This window comes from Stenotrophomonas sp. NPDC047960 (assembly GCF_043204395.1).
Taxonomy (GTDB): domain Bacteria; phylum Pseudomonadota; class Gammaproteobacteria; order Xanthomonadales; family Xanthomonadaceae; genus Stenotrophomonas.
This window is the reverse complement of sequence record NZ_JBIDBX010000009.1, coordinates 128,791-147,821: the sequence shown is the minus strand read 5'-3', so window position 1 is coordinate 147,821 and position 19,031 is coordinate 128,791. Positions and strand designations below refer to the sequence as shown.

At 63.4% G+C, this 19,031-nt stretch carries 22 protein-coding genes and 1 pseudogene; 17 read left to right on the top strand and 6 right to left on the bottom strand.

Going from position 1 to position 19,031, the window contains the following annotated elements:
- The 5 genes from ACGFZ3_RS18570 to ACGFZ3_RS18550 form a co-directional block, all read left to right on the top strand.
- Window positions 1–1,934 (top strand): ribonucleoside-diphosphate reductase subunit alpha (locus ACGFZ3_RS18570; protein ID WP_392924677.1); only part of this gene is annotated, 1,934 nt, incomplete at its 5' end.
- Window positions 1,935–2,080: 146 nt separating this feature from the next.
- Window positions 2,081–3,100: a ribonucleotide-diphosphate reductase subunit beta gene (locus ACGFZ3_RS18565; RefSeq protein ID WP_392924675.1), complete on the top strand. Its 1,020-nt coding sequence runs from the start codon at window positions 2,081–2,083 to the stop codon at window positions 3,098–3,100.
- A gap of 106 nt (window positions 3,101–3,206) precedes the next feature.
- Window positions 3,207–3,620, top strand: a complete 414-nt coding sequence (locus ACGFZ3_RS18560; protein WP_392924672.1) for an acyl-CoA thioesterase — start codon at window positions 3,207–3,209, stop codon at window positions 3,618–3,620.
- A gap of 48 nt (window positions 3,621–3,668) precedes the next feature.
- The gene (locus tag ACGFZ3_RS18555) at window positions 3,669–4,490 is read left to right on the top strand and encodes an NAD-dependent protein deacetylase (RefSeq protein ID WP_392924669.1); all 822 of its coding nucleotides are present in this window, start codon (window positions 3,669–3,671) and stop codon (window positions 4,488–4,490) included.
- A 95-nt stretch (window positions 4,491–4,585) separates the two neighbouring features.
- Window positions 4,586–5,692 (top strand): NADH:flavin oxidoreductase/NADH oxidase, encoded by a 1,107-nt coding sequence (locus ACGFZ3_RS18550; RefSeq protein WP_392924667.1) that lies wholly within the window; start codon window positions 4,586–4,588, stop codon window positions 5,690–5,692.
- A gap of 90 nt (window positions 5,693–5,782) precedes the next feature.
- On the opposite strand, the gene ACGFZ3_RS18545 is transcribed toward ACGFZ3_RS18550, so the two are convergent.
- Window positions 5,783–6,709, bottom strand: a complete 927-nt coding sequence (locus tag ACGFZ3_RS18545) for a LysR family transcriptional regulator (protein ID WP_392924664.1) — start codon at window positions 6,707–6,709, stop codon at window positions 5,783–5,785.
- A 135-nt stretch (window positions 6,710–6,844) separates the two neighbouring features.
- Between ACGFZ3_RS18545 and ACGFZ3_RS18540 the strand changes: the two genes are divergently transcribed.
- From ACGFZ3_RS18540 to ACGFZ3_RS18520, 5 genes are all read left to right on the top strand, one after another.
- Complete coding sequence (locus ACGFZ3_RS18540) at window positions 6,845–7,114, top strand: DUF2798 domain-containing protein (protein WP_282248136.1); 270 nt, start codon at window positions 6,845–6,847, stop codon at window positions 7,112–7,114.
- A gap of 117 nt (window positions 7,115–7,231) precedes the next feature.
- Complete coding sequence (locus ACGFZ3_RS18535; protein WP_392924661.1) at window positions 7,232–7,684, top strand: hypothetical protein; 453 nt, start codon at window positions 7,232–7,234, stop codon at window positions 7,682–7,684.
- 56 nt (window positions 7,685–7,740) lie between these two features.
- Window positions 7,741–8,592 carry a formyltetrahydrofolate deformylase gene (gene purU, locus ACGFZ3_RS18530; RefSeq protein WP_392924658.1) on the top strand — a complete coding sequence of 284 codons (852 nt, stop codon included), beginning with the start codon at window positions 7,741–7,743 and terminating at the stop codon, window positions 8,590–8,592.
- A 107-nt stretch (window positions 8,593–8,699) separates the two neighbouring features.
- The gene (locus tag ACGFZ3_RS18525; protein ID WP_392924655.1) at window positions 8,700–9,086 is read left to right on the top strand and encodes a VOC family protein; all 387 of its coding nucleotides are present in this window, start codon (window positions 8,700–8,702) and stop codon (window positions 9,084–9,086) included.
- Between the two features lie 237 nt (window positions 9,087–9,323).
- Complete coding sequence (locus ACGFZ3_RS18520; RefSeq protein WP_392924652.1) at window positions 9,324–9,962, top strand: LysE family translocator; 639 nt, start codon at window positions 9,324–9,326, stop codon at window positions 9,960–9,962.
- 88 nt (window positions 9,963–10,050) lie between these two features.
- Here the strand turns inward: ACGFZ3_RS18520 and ACGFZ3_RS18515 are convergent, their stop codons facing one another.
- The gene (locus tag ACGFZ3_RS18515) at window positions 10,051–10,368 is read right to left on the bottom strand and encodes a SymE family type I addiction module toxin (protein ID WP_392924649.1); all 318 of its coding nucleotides are present in this window, start codon (window positions 10,366–10,368) and stop codon (window positions 10,051–10,053) included.
- 458 nt (window positions 10,369–10,826) lie between these two features.
- The gene (locus ACGFZ3_RS18510; protein WP_392924646.1) at window positions 10,827–11,720 is read right to left on the bottom strand and encodes a LysR family transcriptional regulator; all 894 of its coding nucleotides are present in this window, start codon (window positions 11,718–11,720) and stop codon (window positions 10,827–10,829) included.
- A gap of 111 nt (window positions 11,721–11,831) precedes the next feature.
- Between ACGFZ3_RS18510 and ACGFZ3_RS18505 the strand changes: the two genes are divergently transcribed.
- The 6 genes and pseudogenes from ACGFZ3_RS18505 to ACGFZ3_RS18480 all read left to right on the top strand — a co-directional run bounded on the left by ACGFZ3_RS18505 (window position 11,832) and on the right by ACGFZ3_RS18480 (window position 16,266).
- Window positions 11,832–12,890 (top strand): alpha/beta hydrolase, encoded by a 1,059-nt coding sequence (locus ACGFZ3_RS18505; protein ID WP_392924643.1) that lies wholly within the window; start codon window positions 11,832–11,834, stop codon window positions 12,888–12,890.
- A complete protein-coding gene (locus ACGFZ3_RS18500; RefSeq protein ID WP_392924640.1) occupies window positions 12,887–14,095 on the top strand; it encodes an MFS transporter in 1,209 nt (402 codons plus the stop codon). Before ACGFZ3_RS18505 ends, ACGFZ3_RS18500 begins: the two co-directional genes overlap by 4 nt.
- Window positions 14,095–14,559, top strand: a pseudogene (locus tag ACGFZ3_RS18495) (cyclophilin-like fold protein); the annotation flags it as partial. The gene ACGFZ3_RS18500 and the pseudogene ACGFZ3_RS18495, both read left to right, overlap by 1 nt.
- Before the next feature lie 63 nt (window positions 14,560–14,622).
- The gene (locus ACGFZ3_RS18490; protein ID WP_392924691.1) at window positions 14,623–15,072 is read left to right on the top strand and encodes a cupin domain-containing protein; all 450 of its coding nucleotides are present in this window, start codon (window positions 14,623–14,625) and stop codon (window positions 15,070–15,072) included.
- Window positions 15,050–15,838 carry a carboxymuconolactone decarboxylase family protein gene (locus tag ACGFZ3_RS18485; protein WP_392924637.1) on the top strand — a complete coding sequence of 263 codons (789 nt, stop codon included), beginning with the start codon at window positions 15,050–15,052 and terminating at the stop codon, window positions 15,836–15,838. The genes ACGFZ3_RS18490 and ACGFZ3_RS18485 overlap by 23 nt, the downstream gene beginning before the upstream one ends.
- Before the next feature lie 50 nt (window positions 15,839–15,888).
- A complete protein-coding gene (locus tag ACGFZ3_RS18480; protein ID WP_392924634.1) occupies window positions 15,889–16,266 on the top strand; it encodes a putative quinol monooxygenase in 378 nt (125 codons plus the stop codon).
- 68 nt (window positions 16,267–16,334) lie between these two features.
- On the opposite strand, the gene ACGFZ3_RS18475 is transcribed toward ACGFZ3_RS18480, so the two are convergent.
- Window positions 16,335–16,751, bottom strand: a complete 417-nt coding sequence (locus ACGFZ3_RS18475; RefSeq protein WP_392924631.1) for a cupin domain-containing protein — start codon at window positions 16,749–16,751, stop codon at window positions 16,335–16,337.
- An 11-nt stretch (window positions 16,752–16,762) separates the two neighbouring features.
- Window positions 16,763–17,263, bottom strand: coding sequence for a carboxymuconolactone decarboxylase family protein (locus ACGFZ3_RS18470; RefSeq protein ID WP_392924628.1), 501 nt, complete (start codon window positions 17,261–17,263; stop codon window positions 16,763–16,765).
- Between the two features lie 511 nt (window positions 17,264–17,774).
- Between ACGFZ3_RS18470 and arsN2 the strand changes: the two genes are divergently transcribed.
- On the top strand, window positions 17,775–18,203 hold the full coding sequence (gene arsN2, locus ACGFZ3_RS18465) for an arsenic resistance N-acetyltransferase ArsN2 (RefSeq protein WP_392924625.1): 429 nt from the start codon (window positions 17,775–17,777) through the stop codon (window positions 18,201–18,203).
- Between the two features lie 49 nt (window positions 18,204–18,252).
- On the opposite strand, the gene bdcA is transcribed toward arsN2, so the two are convergent.
- Window positions 18,253–18,963, bottom strand: coding sequence for an SDR family oxidoreductase (bdcA, locus tag ACGFZ3_RS18460; RefSeq protein WP_392924622.1), 711 nt, complete (start codon window positions 18,961–18,963; stop codon window positions 18,253–18,255).
- Between the last annotated feature and the right edge of the window lie 68 nt (window positions 18,964–19,031).

Sequence of the window (19,031 nt, the reverse complement as noted above, 5' to 3'; positions counted from 1 at the left end):
CGGCCATCGACCTCGCGCTGGACCTGAACGTCGCTGACTGCGGCCTGCGTCCCCTGGACGACCGCTACCTGCTGCGCCACCCGCACACCCGCAAGGTGATCGAGACCCCGCAGCAGTTCTTCCTGCGCATCGCCAGCGCCCTGAGCGAAGACGTGGCCGAAACCCTGGCGCTGTACAAGCGCATGGGCAACCTGGACTACCTGCCGTCCAGCCCGACCCTGTTCAATTCCGGCACCACCCACGAACAGCTGTCCTCGTGCTTCCTGCTCGATTCGCCGCAGGATTCGCTGGAATCGATCTACTCCAAGTACGGCGACATCGCCCAGCTGTCCAAGTTCAGCGGCGGCATCGGCGTGAGCTACACCCGCGTGCGTTCGCGCGGCTCGCTCATCAAGTCCACCAACGGCCATTCCAACGGCATCGTGCCGTGGCTCAAGACCATGGATTCGTCCGTGGCCGCGGTGAACCAGGGCGGCAAGCGCAAGGGCGCGGCCTGCGTCTACCTGGAAACCTGGCACGCCGACATCGAGGACTTCCTCGAACTGCGTGACAACACCGGTGACGAATCGCGTCGTGCGCACAACCTGAACCTGGCGAACTGGGTCCCGGACCTGTTCATGAAGCGCGTCGAAGCCGACCAGGAATGGTCGCTGTTCGATCCGCGCGTGGTGCCCGAGTTCACCGACCTGTTCGGCGAAGCCTTCGAGCAGGCGTACCTGCAGGCCGAAGCGCAGGGCAAGGCCAACCGCACCATCTCCGCGCGCAAGCTGTACTCGCGCATGATGCGTACCCTTGCCGAAACCGGCAACGGCTGGATGACCTTCAAGGACAAGTGCAACCGCGCCAGCAACCAGACCCTGCGCGCCGGCAACGTGATCCACCTGTCCAACCTGTGCACCGAAATCCTGGAAATCACCTCGGCCGAAGAAACCGCGGTGTGCAACCTGGGCTCGATCAACCTGGGCAACCATTTCGATGCCCACGGCGAGTTCGACTACGACAAGCTGGCCGACACCGTGCGCCTGGCCATCCGCCAGCTCGACCGCGTGATCGACCTGAACTTCTATCCGATCGAATCGGCCCGCCGCGGCAACCTGCGCTGGCGCCCGGTTGGCCTGGGCTGCATGGGCCTGCAGGACGTCTTCTTCCGCAAGCGCCTGGCCTTCGACAGTGCCGAAGCCCGCGCGCTCTCGAAGAAGATTGCCGAAACCATCTACTTCCACGCCCTGGAAACCTCGGTGGAACTGGCCCAGGAACGCGGCAAGCACCCGTCGTTCGCCGACACCCGTGCCGCCAGCGGCGAACTGCAGTTCGACGCCTGGAACGTGGTGCCCGAAGACACCGCACGCTGGGATGCCCTGCGTGAGCGCATCAAGGAACACGGCCTGCGCAACTCGCTGATGATCGCCATCGCCCCGACCGCGACCATCGCGTCCATCGCCGGCTGCTACGAGTGCGTCGAACCGCAGGTGTCCAACCTGTTCAAGCGCGAAACCCTCTCGGGCGACTTCCTGCAGGTCAACCGTTACCTGGTGAACGAGCTGAAGAAGCTGGGCCACTGGACCCCGGAAATGCGCGACGCCATCAAGCTGGCCGAAGGCTCCATCCAGGGCATCGCCCAGATTCCGGAAACCCTGCGCCAGGTGTACCGCACCGCGTGGGAACTGCCGATGCGTTCGCTGATCGACATGGCCGCCGAGCGTGGTGCGTTCATCGACCAGTCCGCCTCGCTCAACCTGTTCATGGAAAGCCCGAACATCGGCGCGATGTCCTCCATGTACATGTACGCCTGGAAGCAGGGCATCAAGACCACCTACTACCTGCGTTCGCGTCCGGCCACCAAGATCGCCAAGACCACCGTCAGCAGCTACACCCCGGTGGAAGCCGTGGCCTGCTCGCTGGAAAACCCGGAAGCCTGCGAGGCCTGCCAATAAAAGGCGTGCCGGCCCAGCGGGCCGGCACCCGCCGGAGGCACCGACCAACGGTCGGTGCCTGCCCCGGAATGCCGGTTATGCCGGGAAAATCAAACATTCGGTAGGTACCGACCGTTGGTCGGTACCCCCAAGAAGGACGAAACACCATGGCCGACAAGCCCCGTCAAATGCTGCTCGATCCCGGTTTTGAACTGACCCTGCGCCCCATGCGCTACCCGCAGTTCTATGACATGTATCGCGACGCGATCAAGAACACCTGGACCGTGGAAGAAATCAACTTCCAGATCGACATCAGCGACCTGCATGGCAAGATGTCGCCCGGCGAGCGCCACCTGATCCACCGCCTGGTCGCGTTCTTCGCCACCGGCGACTCGATCGTGTCCAACAACCTGGTGCTGAACCTGTACCAGCACTTGAACGCGCCCGAAGCGCGCATGTACCTCTCGCGCCAGCTGTACGAAGAAGCGCTGCACGTGCAGTTCTACCTGACCCTGCTCGACAACTACCTGCCGGACCCGGAAGAGCGCGCCAAGGCGTTCGACGCGGTGGAGAACATCGACTCGATCAAGAAGAAGGCCGACTTCTGCTTCAAGTGGATCGACTCCATCCAGAACCTCAAGCGCATCGAAACCCGTGACGAGCGCCGCCAGTTCCTGCTCAACCAGATCTGCTTCGCCGCGTGCATCGAGGGCCTGTTCTTCTTCGCCGCCTTCGCCTACGTGTACTACTTCCGTTCGCGCGGCCTGCTCAACGGCCTGGCCTCGGGCACCAACTGGGTGTTCCGCGACGAAAGCGCGCACATGGAGTTCGCCTTCGAATGCGTGGACGTCATCCGCGAAGAAGAGCCGGACCTGTTCGATGACCAGATGAAGCAGCAGGTCTATGACATGCTTGCCGAAGCCATCGAATGCGAAGTGCAGTTCGCCGAAGACGTGCTGTCCGGCGGCGTGGCCGGTATCTCCACCCGCGACATGCGCCAGTACCTGCAGCACTGCGCCGACAACCATTTCCATCGCCTGGGCATGGAAAAGAAGTACAACGTGCGCAACCCGCTGAGCTTCATGGAACTGCAGGACGTGCAGGAGCTGACCAACTTCTTCGAACGCCGCTCCTCGGCCTACCAGGTCGGCGTGAAGGGCGAAGTCGCCTTCGACATGTCGTTCTGATCCAAGCGCACCACGCTTAGCCAGAAAGCCCCGGCACTGCCGGGGCTTTTTGTTTGCCGGCGCTGCCGTATCATCGTCGTCGACCCCCACCGCACGGCCCACCGCCATGACCGCCACCGTTGATATCGTCCCGCCCACCGAAGTGCGCATGGCCGAAATCGTCTTCCCCAACCACACCAACCACATGGGCACGCTGTTCGGTGGCCAGGCACTGGCATGGATGGACAAGGCCGCGTTCCTGGCCGCCGCGCGCTACTCGCGCCGCACCGTGGTCACCGCCCGCTCGGACCAGGTGGACTTCAAGCTGCCCATCAGCATCGGCCAGATGGTGGAAACCGTGGGCCGTATCGTCGAAGTGGGCCGCAGCTCAATGAAGGTGGAAGTGGAACTCATCGCCGAAGACCTGCACACCGGCGAGCGCAAGCTGTGTACCCGCGGCCACTTCGTGATGATTGCCCTGGACGAGAACCACAAGCCCACCGCCGTGCCGGCACTGCCGGCCGACATCGCAGGACCCTGAACGGACAGGGGCGATTGTGAACCCTCCAATCGCCCCCATCTAGCTGGCATGTCTACCCCTCTGGCTGACTTCATCGACCGCGCCCGGCGCCTGTTCGTCCTCACTGGCGCCGGCTGCAGCACCGACTCGGGCATTCCCGATTACCGCGATGCCGACGGCCAGTGGAAGCGCACCCCACCGGTGAACTACCAGGATTTCATGGGCGAAGCGGCCACCCGCCAACGCTACTGGGCGCGCAGCCTGCTCGGCTGGCCGCGCTTCGGCCAGGCCCAGCCCAACGCCACCCACGCCGCTTTGGCCGCGCTGGAAGCGCGCGGCAAGATGGAAGTGCTGCTCACCCAGAACGTGGATTGCCTGCACCAGCGCGCCGGCAGCGCCGCCGTGATCGACCTGCACGGCCGCCTCGACCAGGTGCGTTGCATGGGCTGCGAAACCCGCAGCGGCCGCGAAGCGTTCCAGCAGGCGCTGCTGGCCGCCAACCCCGGCTGGGACCGCCTCGATGCCGCACAGGCCCCCGATGGCGATGCCGACCTCGACGGCGTGGACTTCAGCACCTTCAACGTACCCGCATGCCCCACCTGCGGCGGCATCCTCAAGCCAGACGTGGTGTTCTTCGGCGAAAACGTACCGCGCGCCCGCGTCGACGCCGTACACGCCCACCTGCAGCAGGCCGACGCCGTCCTGGTGGTCGGCTCCTCCCTGATGGTCTATTCCGGCTACCGCTTCGTCCAGGCCGCCGCCAAGGCCGGCCTGCCCGTCGCCGCCCTGAACATCGGCCGCACCCGGGCAGACGACCTCCTCACCCTGAAGGTAGAGCAGTCCTGCGCAGAAGGCCTGTCATTCCTGCTCCCAGACGCGCTCTCCGCGTAAGCCGAACGCCTCACCGTTCCACACATGCGGTTGCCCGCAAACCCGCTTCGCGGTGCAATACCACCCTGTTTGATCTCTCCCCGAGTTGCCCGCCCGTGAGCCAGCTTTTCTCCCCCGTATCATTCGGACCGCTGACGCTGTCCAACCGCATCGTCATCGCCCCGATGTGCCAGTACTCCTGCACCGACGGCCTGGCCAACGACTGGCACCGCCAGCACCTGGGCCAGCTTTCCCAGTCCGGCGCCGGCCTGCTGATCCTCGAAGCCACCGCCGTACTCCCCGAAGGCCGCATCAGCTGGGCCGACCTGGGCCTGTGGGACGACGCCGCCGAAGCCGCGCTCACCTCGGTCATCGCCTCGGTCAAGCAATGGTCGCCGATGCCGCTGGGCGTGCAGCTGGCCCACGCCGGCCGCAAAGCCTCCTCCTCGCGTCCGTGGGAAGGCGGCGGCCAGCTGCCCCCGACCGACCCCAACGGCTGGACCGCCGTCGCCCCCTCCGCACTGCCGTTCGCTGCCAATGGCCCCACCCCTGACGCGCTGGACGAAGCCGGCATCGAAGCTATCGTCGAAGCCTTCGCCGTCGCCGCCCGCCGCGCCGAACGCGCCGGCCTGGACCTGATCGAACTGCACGCCGCCCACGGCTACCTGCTGCACCAGTTCCTCTCGCCGCTGAGCAACAAGCGCCAGGACCAGTACGGCGGCTCGCTCGAAAACCGCATGCGCCTGCTGGTGCGCGTGTTCGACGCCGTGCGCGACGCCGTTTCCGATCGCATCAGCGTTGGCGTGCGTATTTCGGCCAGCGACTGGGTGCCCGGCGGCTGGGATATCGAACAGAGCACTACCCTGGCCCAGATCCTGGACCTGCGCGGCTGCCAGTTCCTGCACGTCTCCAGCGGCGGGCTCGACGCGCGCCAGCAGATCCCGGTGGAGCCGGGCTACCAGGTGCCTTTCGCCGCCGCCATCAAGGCCAAGGTGAAGATGCCGGTGATCGCCGTGGGCCTGATCACCGATCCCTCGCAGGCCGAATCGATCCTGCGCCACGGCCACGCCGATGCAGTCGCACTGGCGCGCGGCATCCTCTACGACCCGCGCTGGCCCTGGCACGCCGCAGCAGCACTGGGCGACTCGCTCACCCCCGCCCCGCAGTACCTGCGCTGCGAACCGCGCGAAGCCCGCGGCGTGTTCACCGCCCCGTCGGCCTAAGGTCGCCCTCGGCCGACCCGGCATCGCCCCGAAACGGGCAATGCTGCAGAAATCGGTAGCGCCCGACCGTTGGTCGGGCGTGGCCAGATCTCATTCGAGATCCACCCGCCAAGCAGCAGGCAACCCCTCCACAACGTGCTGCATCAACGCCCGCACCTTCGGCGTCAAATCCCTTCGATCACTCACACACAAAAACAACCGCATCGGCTCCGGCGAAGTCCGCGCCCCGTCACCCGACGCAAACAACACCTGCAACTCCCCCCGCGCCAACCACGGCGCCGCCACAAACGCTGCCAACCGCGCGATCCCACCGCCAGCGGCCGCCATCGCCGCCAACGCATCAATGTCATCCGACACCAGCGCCGGCCGCATCTCCGCCTCGAAGCGGATCCCCTCGCGCACGAATCCCCACGGCAGCAACCGCCCATCCACCGGATAGCGGAACACCAGGCAACGGTGCTCGCGCAGCTCTTCCGGTGTCGCCGGCACTCCCGCCTGCGCCAGGTACGAAGGCGCCGCACACACCTGGAACGGCACCTGCGCAATCGCACGCGCCACCAGCCCGTCCACCAGCTGCGGCTCGATCCGGAAACTCACATCCACATCTTCATGCGCATGGTCCACGCTGCGGTCGGCCAACAGCAGCTCGATCGACAACCGTGGATAGCGCGCCTGCAATGCCGGCAGCATCGGCGCCAGCACATGGCGGCCAAATGCGGAGGTGCTGGCAATGCGCAGCCGACCATGCGGGGTCGCCTCCGGATCGGTCACCGCCGCCTGCGCCCGTTGCAGGTCGCGCTCGATATGCCGCACCTCGGCCAGGTACAACGCGCCGCGCTCGGTCAGCGCCAGGGTGCGCGTGGTGCGGTTGAACAGGCGCACGCCCAGATGCGTTTCCAGCCGCGCGATGTTCTGCCCCACCGCCGCCGGGCTGATCCCCAGCGTGCGCGCCGCCGCCGCCAGGCTGCCGGCATCGGCGGTGCGGATGAAACTGCGGATTGACTGCAGAATGTTCATGATGGCGCCAATTTTGGCCGGTCATTGCAAAGACTTACTTTATAAAGAGCCAACGCCCGGCGGTCTACCCGCGCCGCAGCCCGCTGACTATCGTGCCGGTCCCGCAACCGCTGGTTGCCGCCCACTGGACCCCTGATGTCGCAACAAGCTCAAACCCTGGCCCCCACCCGCTGGAAGCTCGGCGCCCGCGCCACCCCGTATGTCTTTGCCTTCTTCATGGCCTCCATCATGGCCATGCTGATGTGCCTGGTGATCACCGCCGCCAACGCCGGCATCAACGCCGACTTCCCCATGCGCGTACTCGGCGCCTACCAGCTCGCCATGCCCACCGCGTTCTGTTGCGTGCTGCTGGTGCGCCCGGTGGTGATGCGGTTGGTCGCGTTGACCGTGCACCCAGCGCGCTGATCGAAACATGCGTCGTGATTGATTGTCGTGATACCGCAATCACGCGCACACTTCGAGATCGTCGAAGACTCCACTCTCCGGATGCGGCGAACCTGCCGCGTTGAACGGGAGAAGAGAATGAAGGTTGTGCTGACCGCCGCAGCGTTGTTGACCGTGTTGATGCTACCAACGGCAGAAGCGTGCAGTACGGCCGCTGTATCCGGCGCACAGCGCTCGACCCTGGAACAGCGTGCCGCACCCATCAGCAGCGCAGCCACGCTGGCCGCCTACCTCGAAGTGTTACCCTACGACTCACCACTGCTTGCCTTGAGCGAGCCAGCGCGCAAGCGATTCACCAAATCACTGACCTTCAGTAGTAGCGGGGTCACCGGGTTCTCTTTCGCGGATATCCAGCGCGAGCTCACGGTAAGCCAGGCACACGCCCTGCTGGAGTTGATCGATTCGCAGCGCGCGATAGTGCATCTGAATCGCCTCGCGATACGAACGGACCTTGATCGCTCGATCCGAACCGCGATAGCCGCCCGCTGCGCCGGCGACGAGCCAGTCGCAGACAGCGACCCTCGGTTTTAAAGTTTCACCTGACAGCATCGCTGCAGGGAAGGGCGCTAGTCCTCTACACTCGGGACATGCGCCCTGATTCCATCCTCACCCTCTCATGCCCGGATCGAACCGGTATCGTCTACCGCGTCTCCGGCCTGCTGTTCGAGCAGGGCTGCAACATCCTGGATGCGCAGCAGTTCGGCGATGACGAAAGCGGCCGGTTCTTCCTGCGTGTGCACTTCGACCGCGACCCGCGCCAGCCCATCGACACCATCCAGACCCGCATGACCGGGCTGGCCACCGACTTCAAGATGGACTGGCAGCTGCACGACGCGCGCCGCCGCGCCCGCCTGCTGGTGATGGTGAGCAAGCAGGGGCATTGCCTCAACGACCTGCTGTTCCGCGCACACAGCCGCCAGCTGCAGGTGGACATCGCCGCAGTGGCCTCCAACCACGAAGACTTCGGCCCGCTGGCCGGCTCCTACGGCATCCCGTTCCACCACCTGCCGGTGAATGCAGACAACCGGGACGTGCAGGAGCAGCAGATCATCGATCTGGTCGAACGCGAACAGATCGACCTGGTGGTACTGGCGCGCTACATGCAGATCCTGTCACCACGCCTGTGCCACGCACTGGCGGGCCGGGCGATCAACATCCACCACAGCTTCCTGCCCAGCTTCAAGGGCGCGCAGCCGTACCACCAGGCCCACGCGCGCGGGGTAAAGATCATCGGCGCAACGGCCCACTACGTCACCTCCGATCTCGACGAAGGGCCGATCATCGAACAGGACGTAGCGCGGGTGGACCACGCCATGACCCCACGCGACCTGGTCCGCCTCGGCAGCGACACCGAATCGCAGGTACTGGCCCGCGCCGTGCGCCGGCACGTAGAACACCGCATCATCCTCAACGGCCACCGCACCGTGGTGTTCAGATAGCGGATTGGGCGGTTCCTCTTCGTGGGGCGTGCTTCGGCTGCAAGGCGCCACAACGTGCAATGTGCATACGGCTACGATAAAACCACCGCCCACTTGCGACCGCCCCCATGATCGACCACCTGGATCACCTTGTGCTGACCACATCCGCAGAAGAGGCCACTACCCACTTCTACGTCAACGTCCTGGGGATGACCCTGGAAACGTTCGGAGCGGGCAGAAAGGCCTTCAGGTTTGGCAACCAGAAGATCAATCTGCACATCAAGGGACAAGAGGTTGAACCCAAGGCGCACCTCCCCGTGCCGGGCTCCCTGGATCTCTGCTTCATTGCCGCAGTACCGTTGGATCAGGTCATCCAGAAGCTCGGCATCAACTCCGTGAAGATCGAACAGGGTCCCATCGAGCGCACCGGCGCATTGGGCAAGATCCGATCTGTCTATGTCCGGGACCCCGAACTCAACCTGATAGAAATCTCAGAGTATCTTTCTGCAAACTAGCCGAGCGGTTCTGAGCCAGACTACAGGTCACAGGTACTGGGCCGCGCCGTACGCAGGCATGCTCGACGGACACCGCGCCGCAGTCTTCTGATGGCGACCCCCACAGTCGCAAGAGACCCGGTAGCGCCGGCCGTTGGCCGGCCTTCACGATACCGGTAGAAAACCGTGCGGTAGTGCCGGCCCCCAGGCGGCACCGCACGGAGAATGGAGCGCCACCGCACCACCACGGAGTCAAATGTGTTCGCACCCTACTGGGCAGAATTCCTAAGCCTGGCCATAGTCCACCTGCTGGCAGTGATCGCCCCAGGCCCGGACTTCGCAGTAGCCGTCCGCCAAACCGTCCGCTACGGCCGAAAAGCAGGCATCTACACCTCGCTAGGAATAGGCGCAGGCATCTCGGTCCACGTCCTCTACACCCTCATCGGCGTAGGCGCACTGCTGCACACAACCCCCTGGCTGATGACAGCAGCCAAGTGGCTCGGCGCGGCCTACATCTTCTACCTCGGCATCAAGTTCCTCCGCAGCAAGCCCAGCACGGGCGGCGAGGCGACCACCGATGCACCGAGCGACGCCGCGCAGCAAACCCCCAGGCAAGCCTTCGTCATCGGCTTCATGACCAACGCCACCAACCCCAAGGCGACGCTGTTCTTCCTGGCTGTGTTCACCACGCTGGTCAGCGCAAAGACGCCGCTCCCCGTACAGATGCTCTACGGCCTCTGGATGTGCCTCGTCAATGCAGCATGGTTCGTCCTGGTCAGCGTAGCTCTCTCTGCAGCATCCGTACGCCAGCGTTTCATGCGCGCCAGCCACTGGTTCGAGCGGGTCATGGGCGTGCTGCTGATCGGGTTTGCGCTGCGGCTGTTGTTCATGGCTTAACACGAACTCGGCCGAGGGCAGGGCGGAGACACGCCGGCGTGTCTCCAATGCCTCGGCTACAGCCGGACTCCAGACGTGCGGCCTCCAGCTATTCGCTCAACGCTTCCGAACGACTCCTCTTCGGCTTGTGCTTCTGATACCGGTACGGCAACGGTACCGGCGTCTCATCCAGCGTCAACGTAACGCGCCCGGGTGTCACTTCCACAAACACCCGATGACCGGTCTTGAACCCCAACCGCTCCAACCACACTCCGCACAGCGACAGGTAGGGAATGGACAGGCCCGGCGGCAGGATGTTGCCGGCAGGGTGCCGCAGGGCGGAAATGCGTAGGCTCTTGGGCTGATACCAGCCGATGCCAACCTGCTGGCTTGGATCGTTGCATGAATCCATCTTTGAACTTTGCATGCGTCTACTCCATCGGAAGTACTCCCTTGTCGGCGACAAGGGAGTCGGGAGGTTGATATCCGCTAGACCATCGGCGTGACTTATTTCCCAAGGGGGTGTTGTATTCGCCACCCTCCCGACGCAGAACTTCATGCTTTCATGGGTCTAACAAGGGGATATCAAGCCCCGAATCCAGACGATGCGCAGCTGATCAAACTAAGAGAAGTTGATACTTCGCCAGCATACCGGCATGTTCGATTTACTTGATCAATGGTGTGACGCAAGTGAACCGGAATTCTGGCCTCCGCTTGTGATTGCTGGAACGGACGTCCCAGAATCAGTGGCGTACCCTCGTGCCAAGCGCTTCTCTTCACTGGCCTCATCGCACCAGAAGAGAAGTCGCAAGCAACCCGGGGTGCGCTGAACATTGCTACGCACTGCAGGCGCGACCCACACACACAGCCGCCGCCTTTCTACGCCTAGTCATCCCGCTTCAGCCAAGCGACCAGCGCCGAAAAGGCAGGTGAGGGATGCCGGCGGTTAGGGTAGTAAAGATGGTAGCCGGGGAAGGGGACGCACCACTTGTCCAGCACAGCCACCAACCTGCCCTGCGCAATGTGCTCAGCTACCATCGGTTCCGGCGCATAGGCCAAGCCCAGTCCGTCCAGTGCGGCATTGATTACGTGGGTCATGCTGTTGAAGACCAACGGTCCGTCGCCGCGTACGGTGAATTCCTTGCCCTTCTCTTCGAACTCCCAGGCATAGATGGCGCCATTTGGGCGATGCCGGATGTGCACGCAGCGGTGTCGGGTGATGTCGGCGGGTTTCCTGGGCTTGGGATGTTTCTCGAAGTAGTCGGGAGATCCAACCACCACCAGGCGCCAATCCGGTCCGACCCTGACAGCGATCATGTCCTTGCTCAGCGCTTCTCCGAGCCGGATGCCGGCGTCGAAGCGCTGCTCCACCACGTTGGTAAAGCCGTAATCCACGTAGAACTCAAGCGTGATGTCCGGGTACTCGGCCAGAAACCCGGCAAGCCGTGGTCGGATGATGGTCTCCATCGAATCATCCGTGCAGGAGATCCGCAGCGTTCCCGCCGGCCGGTCGCGCAGGTCTCCCAGCGCTTCCACGCTGGCACCGATGGCCTCGAAGTGCGGTGCGATGGAGCGCATGAGGCGCTCGCCCGCCTCAGTGGGAGAAACGTTGCGGGTGGTGCGGGCCAGCAGGCGAATGCCCAGGCGCTCTTCCAGCAACCGCATCGAATGGCTCAGCGCAGAGGGCGTTATCCCAAGGCGAACGGCGGCCTTGGTGAAGCTCTGCTCCTGGGCCACCACCAGAAAGGCTTGCAGATCATTGGTCTTCACGGCGCTCATGGACCAATTGTGAGCTCAACTCAACAATGCATCAACTTTCAGCCGGCTTATCGCGGTAGCGGGCGGAGCCTATCGTGGCGACCTCAGTCCCCCAACCGAGGCCGCACTTGCATGAAACCGACCACGTTGCTGCTGGCGCTGCTTGCCAGCTACGTACTTCCGCTTCCCGCCATGGCTGCCGATACGACTGGGGCAGCACGTCCCGCCGGGGCAGACAACTTCTACCGCAGCCCCACGGTCACTGGTGAGCGCGTCAGCTTCCACAACCAGTACCAGCTGGAAGTGGTGGGCACGCTGTACCGCCCCCAAGGCCTGCCTCGCGGCAGCCGCGCCCCCGCCGTGGTGGTTGGCCATCCAATGGGCGCGGTGAAGGAGCAGAGCTCGCAGCTCTACGCGCAGAAGTTGGCCGAGCAGGGCTTCGTTACGCTGGCGATCGATCTTTCCTTCTGGGGAGAGAGCGGTGGCGCCCCGCGGCACCTGGTGGCGCCGGAAATCTATTCAGACGACATCAGTGCCGCCGTGGACTTCCTGAGTACGCAGGCCTATGTGGACCCGGAACGGATTGGCGGCCTGGGTATCTGTGGCAGCGCCAGCTTTGTGATCAGCGCCGCCAAGATCGACCCGCGCATCAAGGCCATCGCCACGGTGAGCATGTACGACATGGGTGCGGCGGCACGTCAGGGGCTGAACAACGGGCAGTCGCTGGAACAGCGCAAGACAGTGATCCAGTCCGCAACCGAGCAGCGCTTGGCCGAGTTCAAGGGCGGGGCGGCTGTGTACGTGCCAGGCACAGTGAACAGACTCGATGCTGACACCCCTGCCATCCAACGCGAGTTCTTCGACTTCTACCGTACCCCGCGCGGCGCCTACACGCCAAAGGGCGATACGGCAGAGCTGACCACCCAGCCGCTCTTCAGCAGCCTGGTCAAATTCATGAACTTCTATCCCTTCAATGACATCGAGACCATCTCGCCCCGGCCGATGCTGTTCATTTCTGGCGACGCCGCGCATTCCCGCGAGTTCAGCGAAGACGCATACCAAAGGGCAGGCCAGCCGAAGGAGCTCTACTGGGTGAAGGGTGCGGGGCACGTGGAACTGTATGACCGTACCAACCTGATTCCCTTCGAGAAACTGACGACGTTCTTCCAGCACGGCCTGGCCGGGAAATGAGCCGCACTCACGTGAATGCAGATCGCGCCAACTGGGGGGGCGTGCTCGCGATGACGCTGTGCGTCTTCGCGTTGATCGCCTCCGAATTCATGCCGGTGAGCCTGCTTACCCCCTTGGCGGCAGATCTGGGCGTGACCGAAGGGCTTGCCGGGTACGGCATTGCCATTTCGGGAGCCTTTGCGGTGCTGACCAGCCTGTCGATCTCCCGGTTGGCGGGCAACTTGAACCGACGAACGTTGCTGCTGATCCTCACCGCATTGATGGCGGTGTCGGGTGTGGTGGTGGCCCTGTCTCCGAACTATCTGGTCTACATTACGGGGCGTGCACTGATTGGCGTGGTGATCGGTGGGTTCTGGTCACTGTCTGCCGCAACGGCCATGCGGCTGGTGCCCGCCGCAAAAGTCCCGCGCGCCTTGGCGATATTCAACAGCGGCAACGCGCTTGCAACGGTAGTTGCGGCGCCATTGGGCAGCTACCTGGGTGGCATGATTGGTTGGCGCGGCGCCTTCTTGTGCCTTCTGCCCGTGGCTGTCATAGCCCTCGCATGGCAGTGGGTTTGTCTGCCCTCCATGCCTGCGGAGAGCGGGCAGTCACAAGGCGGGTTGATCGCGTTGTTCCGGCGACGTGTGGTGGCACTTGGGATGCTTGCCTGCGGTGCCCTCTTCATGGGGCAATTTGCCCTGTTTACCTACGTGCGGCCGTTCCTGGAGCGGGTGACCAGTGCAGGAACGTCTGCTGTACCGCTGGTGCTGCTGGCTATCGGCGTAAGCGGCTTCGTGGGCACGCTCGTCATTGGCGTGTTCATCAGGCGTGGGCTTTACCGAACCCTGGTGACCATTCCAGCCTTGATGGCGCTCATTGCTGTGGCCTTGGTTCCACTGGGGCCCCAGCTTTGGCCGACCGCCGCACTGCTCTCGGCTTGGGGCCTGCTGGCAACGGCCGCACCGGTGGGCTGGTGGAGTTGGCTGGCTCGCACTTTCACTGACAACGCAGAGACCGGCGGAGGGCTGATGGTGGCGGTAGTGCAGTGCTCCATCGCACTCGGTTCGACCGTGGGCGGGCTGCTGTTTGACAGTCTCGGCTTTGCCAGCACGTTCCTGGCCAGTGCTGGCCTGCTGCTGTGCGCCGCGCTGCTCGCTTATGCCACGGCGTCCGAGCGGGCGACCACGTCGGGGCCGGTGGTCGCTGTGGAGGCCCGGGGCTGATGAGGTGCGTTACGTCGATCACAGGAACGCTGCTTTGCCTCCTGCTTGCATTGGGGGCAATAGCGGCATGCTCTGCCGCGCCCACTCATCACGCCATTGCAGCCAGGAAGGTAGAGTCAAACCCGGGGGTTCATTCGATGAAGATTCGACTGATCATCAACGATCAGATGCTGTCGGCCACCATGGAAGACAGTATCCCGGCGCGCGAGTTCATCGCCCAGTTGCCGCTGACGCTGCAGCTTGAGGACTACGCCGCGACCGAGAAAATCGCGCAGCTTCCGCGCCGTCTCAGTGTGGCGGGTGAGCCGGAGGGAGTCACGCCGGCGGCGGGCGACATCGCCTTTTATGCGCCGTGGGGAAATCTGGCGATTTTCCACAGGCCCTTTGCGTACTCGAAGGGTCTGATCCGACTGGGTCGAATCGAAGGAGGACTGCAGCTCCTTCGCACGGAAGGGCCGCTCGCGGTTCGGATTGAGTCCGACCAGCCGTTGTTTGCATACCCAACACACCACAACGAGGTGAGCAAAATGGAAATCAAACGCCTTGGCACCCAAGCGTCCATCAAAGGATCGACGGACTGGTTTACGGGCACGGTCCGCATCGATCCGCTCAATGCCGCCCTTGCGCCATCGAGGGTATCCTGCGCGGCAGTCACCTTCGAGCCGGGCGCGCGCACTGCGTGGCACACCCATCCGTTGGGGCAGACGCTTATCGTTACAGCCGGCTTCGGTTGGACACAGTGCGAAGGCGGCCCGATCGTGGAGATCCGCGCGGGTGACGTGATCTGGTGCCCGCCGGGTCACAAACACTGGCACGGTGCATCGCCCACTACCGCCATGACGCACATCGCAGTCCAGGAGGCATTGGATGGCAGGAACGTTGACTGGCTGGAGCATGTGACCGAAGAGCAGTACCTGGCCGGACCCAACATGAACTGGTTGGAGAAGGTGACCGATGCCCAGTACCAAGGCGATTGACTGGAAACGGCGGTCCAGGCACCTCGCCTGTCTGATGGGTGCGGCGATGCTTGCCTCCGGTCCGGGACAGATGGCTTTCGCACACGAAGGAGCAGCTATGAACGTCACATCAAACGGGGGTTCTACCACCGAGCTGGACGCCCGCCAGCAAGCGATTATTCCGATCAGCGCCTCGGCAGCGGCTGGCAACATGGATAACCTTCGGGGCGCGCTGAATCAAGGCTTGGACGCGGGACTGAGTCTGGCCGAAGCACGAGAGATTCTTGTGCAGGTTTACGCCTATGCGGGGTTTCCGCGGAGCCTGAACGCATTGAGCGAACTCATGAAGGTGGCGGAGGCCCGCAGGCAGAAGGGCATCCAGGATGAAGCCGGGCGCGAGCCGGGCAAGCCGATTCCCAAGGGCGACGCGTTGCTCGCTGCAGGCACCGCGAACCAGACCAAGCTGGCGGGTGGTCCAGTCTCAGGGCCATTGTTCGATTTCGCACCGCAGGCAAATGAGTATCTGCGTACGCATCTCTTTGGCGACATCTTCGAGCGCGACAACCTTGATTGGCAGAGCCGCGAGCTGGCCACGGTCAGCATGCTGGCTGCCATGTCCGGGGTCGAAGCCCAGTTGCAGTCTCACATAGAAATCAGCATGAACATAGGCGTGCGTCCTGAGCAGCTGTCCGGGCTGGCCGATGTTCTAGAAGCCCACTCCAGCGTGGAGGCTGCCGAACGTGTCCGCGTTGGTATTCGACGCCAGCTCGAGGCTCGGCAGGAATGATCTTCCGGGAAAATTCTGCGGCGAGTGGTACGCGCCCATTGGAGGGTGGAATGAAAAGGATACTCATCGGAACCCTGATCGGCATGGCTGCATGCTCCTTCAGTGTTGGAGCCGAGGAGCTACAGATGACAAGGCTGTCAAAGATAACCGTAGACGCGGACCATCTGTCCGCCTATCGAGACGCCCTGGCTGAAGAGGTTCGAGCCTCAATGGACCTTGAGCCAGGCGTGCTGTCGTTGTACGCAGTCTTCGACAAGAACGACCCGACCAGATTGACGATTCTTGAAATATATGCGAGTCGGAACGCATACGAACAGCACGTGAAAAGTCCGCATTTCCTCAAGTACAAAAACGGGACGCTGCACATGGTCAAATCGCTGGAGCTGGTCGACGTCGATCCTCTTCTGCCGGAGCTGAAGATCAAATAGCGTGAAGCTGGAAGCGCCCAAGCGGCTGCGTACCGCAGACCCTGTGTGCCTGCGGTACACACGCGGCATTACTTCGCCGGAATAAGCAGCGGCTTCTCTTTGTCTTTCAGAAGGAAGACAACGAACTTGGCGGGTTTAGTGTGGCTGGCATTGCGGCCCACGGTGTGGACATCGTTCGGGCCTTCATAGAAGGTCTCGCCGGCCTTGATGGTCTGCTCAGGCTTTCCCCTAACACCCATGATGATGGTGCCGTCCAACACGTAGACGATGGCATGCGCATCGTGGCGGTGTACGGGGTCAACCGCGCCCGGCGGGTAATCGACGGTGATGAGCATGATCTCTTTGCCGGGGTAGTCCTGCAGCGCCTGCGACGCTACCTCGGCAACAACCGCGTGGGGCGCATCAGTGGCATGCTTGGCTCCATGAGCGAAAGCGGCGCCGGACAGCAGGCAGAGGCCGACGGAGACAGTGAGGGCCGCCCACATCGCGCGCCCGTTCATTGTGCCACCGCCGGGGCGACGGACAGGCCTGCCTTGTCCAATCCCCATGCCTTGTCGAACGAACCCGGGACAGCGAGGAAGGCCACGTTGATGCGGTTCCAGGCGTTGATGCCCGCGATCACGAAGGTGAGGTCGGAGATCTCGTTCTCGGACAGCTCACCGCGAACGCGCTCGTACAGTGAGGTGGGCACGCCGTCCTTCGGAATGCAGGTCAGCGCCTCGGTCCACGCCAGGCTGGCACGCTCGCGCGGTGTGAACAGGTTGGATTCACGCCAGATCGCTACGTGGTGAAGACGCAGTGCGTTCTCGCCGTGGATGGTGGCCTGCTTGACGTGCATGTCGACGCAGAACGCGCAGCCGTTGAGCTGTGAGGCGCGGATATGCACGAGATGGCGGATGGACGCTTCGATGGAGCTCTTTGATTCAGCCATGCTGAGTTCCATGAGTTTCTTGGTCAGCTCGGGGGACTGCTGCTGGTAGTCGAGACGTTGGGTCATGGTCTTGGATCCTGGGAAGGGGCGCGGGGGACTGCAGCGCGGTGCCACGGTATGCCCAGCCACCTCCCCCCGGTAGACGCCTGCGGGTAACTTCGCCGTTTACTCCATCGCAACAATGAAGGCGTCACACGGCTGCACGCTGGCGCGTCTGCGTCTCATGGAGTGACCATAGGGAACGGTATCCAGGTATTTTCGTCGCAGCCTGGTTATAGCGAGCTCGGCACAAGCTGTGATCACGCCAGTACCTGATGAAAAAACCGCTCTGACGTTGTCTTGGCCCGCCGCGACGCGGGGGTGGGAGATCGAGCACGTGTTCGTGCAAGGTCCGGAGAACGGGTGATAACCTTGGCGTGCTCGCCGGAATCGGAGCGGATTGGCTGGTCAAGAGTCCTCTTCCAGCCGGAAGCAGACCTCAATTCGTAGAAAATTGTTTGCACGTTAAGAAGAACGGCATTGCTTCAGTCGTAGCGTGACATCCCGCTTTCCTATCCCAGCACCTAGCGGAGACTCCATGACAACCTTCACGCCGATCACGTTGGATGCCGATGCGCTGTCGCTACTGACAGCGGCCGGGTTGCCGGTGGCTGACCTGGAAGACGGCATGTCCCGGGTGTTCGTTGGGGGTTACGAAGAGGATGAGCTTGTTGGTGTTGTTGGTGTGGAGCTTCATCTGCCAGCAGGCCTGCTACGTTCTTTAGCGGTCGCCCGGAGCCACCAGGGACTGGGTACTGGCGCCGCCCTGGTGCGCGCTGCGGAGCGTTTGGCAGCCGATGCGGGTGTTGCGGAGCTGTTCCTCCTGACTACAACGGCAGCGCCCTTGTTCGAGCGCTGCGGGTATCGGCATGTGGCACGGATCGAAGCGCCGGAATCAATCAGAACGTCACGCCAGTTTGCAGGGATATGTCCTGACACCGCAGCGTTCATGGTCAAGCGCCTTTAGCGAGGATGCTGCTCTTGGCCGGATGCCTAACGCCAACAGCCTGGGCACTTCAAGCGCCAAACGCACCATCAATCGTATGCATCGCGCCAGTCACGAAGCTGGCCTCCGGCCCGGCCAGCCAGGCCACCATGCCCGCCACTTCCTCTGGGCGACCGTGACGCTTGATCGCCATGAAGCTGTGCATCAGATCCTTCATGGGGCCATCCTCAGGATTGGCATCCGTATCGATGGGGCCGGGCTGAACAATGTTGATCGTAATGCCGCGGGGCCCGAAGTCCCGCGCCAGGCCGCGTGCCAGTCCTTGCAGCGCCGACTTGCTCACCGCGTAGGACGCCATGCCCGGCACCGGCATCCTGTCGCCGTTCACCGAGCCGATCACGATGATGCGACCACCGTCGCCCATCGTGCGCGCCGCCTCGACCGAGGCGTGATACGGCGCATGCACGTTGATGCGCAGCAGACGATCCACGGCGTCGGCGTCCTGCTCCAACGCATCGCCGAAGATCGCGATGCCCGAGTTCACCACCAGCACGTCCAGCGGACCGGTGTCGCGAACCCGCGCGATCACCGCGTCGCGGTCCGCACTGTCGGTCTTCTCGGCCGTCGCCCCGGTCTCGGCGGCCAGCGCATGCGCCGCATCCGGGGACCCGCTGTAGGTGAAGGTTACCGAGGCCCCGTCGGCCACGAAGCGGCGGACGATTGCGGCGCCAATGCCACGGCTGCCACCCAGGACCAGCACCTTCTTGTTCTTGAACGTCATTGTTGGACACGCCTTGGCAATTAATGTAGCTTTCACTATAGAAATGGCCTGTGGCAGCTGTCAAGGAA